Annotated in this window: 1 protein-coding gene and 1 pseudogene; both read left to right on the top strand. The window is 38.4% G+C overall.

Annotation, left to right across the window (positions count from 1 at the left end):
- The coding region (locus B9Z54_RS04395) for a motility associated factor glycosyltransferase family protein (protein WP_113927288.1) at positions 1-1,027 on the top strand (1,027 nt) is incomplete at its 5' end.
- Between the two features lie 337 nt (positions 1,028-1,364).
- Positions 1,365-2,330 (top strand): annotated as a pseudogene (gene pseB / locus B9Z54_RS04390) (UDP-N-acetylglucosamine 4,6-dehydratase (inverting)).
- The last annotated feature ends 120 nt before the right edge of the window (positions 2,331-2,450 follow it).

Genomic DNA, 2,450 nt, shown 5'->3' with positions numbered 1-2,450 from the left:
AACTGAAGTCATCAAACATCCTCTTTACGAAGATACGAAAGCTTTACTTGAACTTTTAAAGTTAGTTCGAAACTACTTGAGCGAGAGTAGGATTGATTTAACGACACGTAAAGTGTATACGGAAAATTGGTATAAGGAATCTTTTCAAAATGCAAATTATTTACACGAGAATTTGGACCGTGTTTTTAATGTTGATTGTCTCAAACGACAATATAAAGGGAGCCATGCCCTGATGATTGCAGGTGGTCCTTCATTAGAAGACGCCATCCCATATCTTCAAAAGGCACAACACGCATATTATATTATTGCGATTGGTCAGACGGTCAAAGTACTAGTTGAAAATGAGATTCAACCTGATTTTGTTATTTCAATTGACACAGGAGAAGCAAATGCCCACTTTTTCCAAGATGTCGAATTAAACGTACCTCTTGTCTACTCGTTACAAGTAAATCATCAAATTCCCCAACGAGCAAACGGATTACTTATTCCATATGCAGATGCACAGCTTACACAAGATTTATTGGCCTATTCAAAAACAGTATTTAGTACGTATCCAACAGTAGCGTTAGCAGCAGTTGCCTTTGCAAACTATTTAGATTTTGATTCGATTGGATTGATTGGACAAGATTTGGCACTAAGAGAAGGGGAATATTACAGTGCTTCTGTCAAACAGGTCTCTTCTACTAATGGTCAACTCAATAAAACGTTATACGATATACCACTAAACAATGGCGAGATGGGGAAAACGACTCCGATTTTATTTGGTTTTTTAACTAGCTATCAAACCTTAATCAAATCATATGTTGGATTGTCCGAAAAATTGATCAATTATGCAGAAAAGGGAGCTCGGATTGAAGGGGCATCATATAAATCTCTTGAAATGCTCCAAACAAAACCGATTCAGAAGTATAAACTTGAAAAAATGGATGATACTGAACTAAATATTCCCATCGAGTATGTTCAAAATTTGTTAGACAGCATCTTACATCGTTTACAAAACTTAAAAAACGCTTACATCGTGTTATAAATCAAAAAGCAGTGACTGTCGATGAATTTGAAAAAATGCTACGTGATTGGGATGCGATGATTGAAGCGCCATCGTTCCGTACACATATCATGCCGCTTCAATTGGTTAATTTGTTAATCATTCAAAATAAGATTAGGTTCCATAATCGGTACAATCGAACAAGTGCTGCGCGACTTTCGATTTTATCGCGTATGTTTGAAGCAATTCAAGAACTAGAAACTCAGCTTCATACGATTAAGCAGACATACGTAGAAACCATTACGTAACATTTAAAAATGTTTTCCAATAAAAATTTATTCGATTTATGCATTTTGCATGAGAGAGGAAGTATATAAAGATGTTTACGAATCAGACGATTTTGGTCACAGGTGGGACAGGTTCTTTTGGGAAAAAATTCATTGAGGCCGCACTAAAACAAAATGTAAAGAAAGTCATCGTGTTTAGTCGTGATGAGTTAAAACAATATGAAATGGCGCAAGAATTTACTGATTCCCGCGTTCGTTTCTTCATCGGAGATGTCCGAGATAAAGAACGTCTCTATCGTGCATTTGATGGAGTAGATATTGTCATTCATGCTGCCGCGCTCAAACATGTCGGTGCTTGTGAATACAATCCGTTCGAGGCAGTGAAAACAAATATTCATGGCGCACAAAATATCATTGAAGCTGCAATTGATCGTGGTGTCAAAAAAGTCATTGCGTTAAGTACAGATAAAGCTGCGAGTCCAATTAATTTGTATGGCGCAACCAAGTTGGCATCTGACAAATTGTTCGTTGCAGGTAACTCGTATGCGGGAGACAAAGAAACGCGCTTTGCGGTCGTTCGTTACGGTAACGTTGTCGGAAGCCGAGGAAGTGTAGTACCATTCTTTAAAAAGTTAAAGCAGGATGGAGCGACTGTTATTCCGGTGACCGATGATCGGATGACTTCGTTTTTGGATTACGTTAGAGCAAGGCGTTCAGTTTGTCATGGATAGCTTGACACGCATGAACGGTGGCGAAATTTTTATTCCGAAAATTCCAAGTATGTCGATTCTCGACTTGGCTGAAGCGATTGCTCCAGATTGTGAAATTAACATTGTCGGGATTCGTCCAGGAGAAAAACTACATGAAGCGATGATCACAGAAGATGATGCGCGACATACGTTAGAGTACGATGATATTTTGTCATTCAACCCGAATTTCCATGGTGGAGTGCGGAATGTAAAAACGGCGGCAAGTCGTTACCAGAAGGATTTACGTATGTCAGTAATGTAAACAATCAATGGCTTACGGTCGATGAATTAAGAGAGTTAGTGAAGTGAAGAAGACGGCTTAGTCATTTTTTGGTGGAGAGGAAGTTTAGATTGATTGATCAACCTGTACGAAACACATTTTTACCATATGGTAGACAATGGATTGAGGAAGATGATATTCAGGCTGTG

This window comes from Bacillus sp. P14.5, assembly GCF_003316765.1.
GTDB lineage: Bacteria > Bacillota > Bacilli > Bacillales > Bacillaceae_B > Rossellomorea.
Note: the sequence above shows the minus strand (reverse complement) of the source record. Positions and strands in the feature narration are given on the sequence as shown.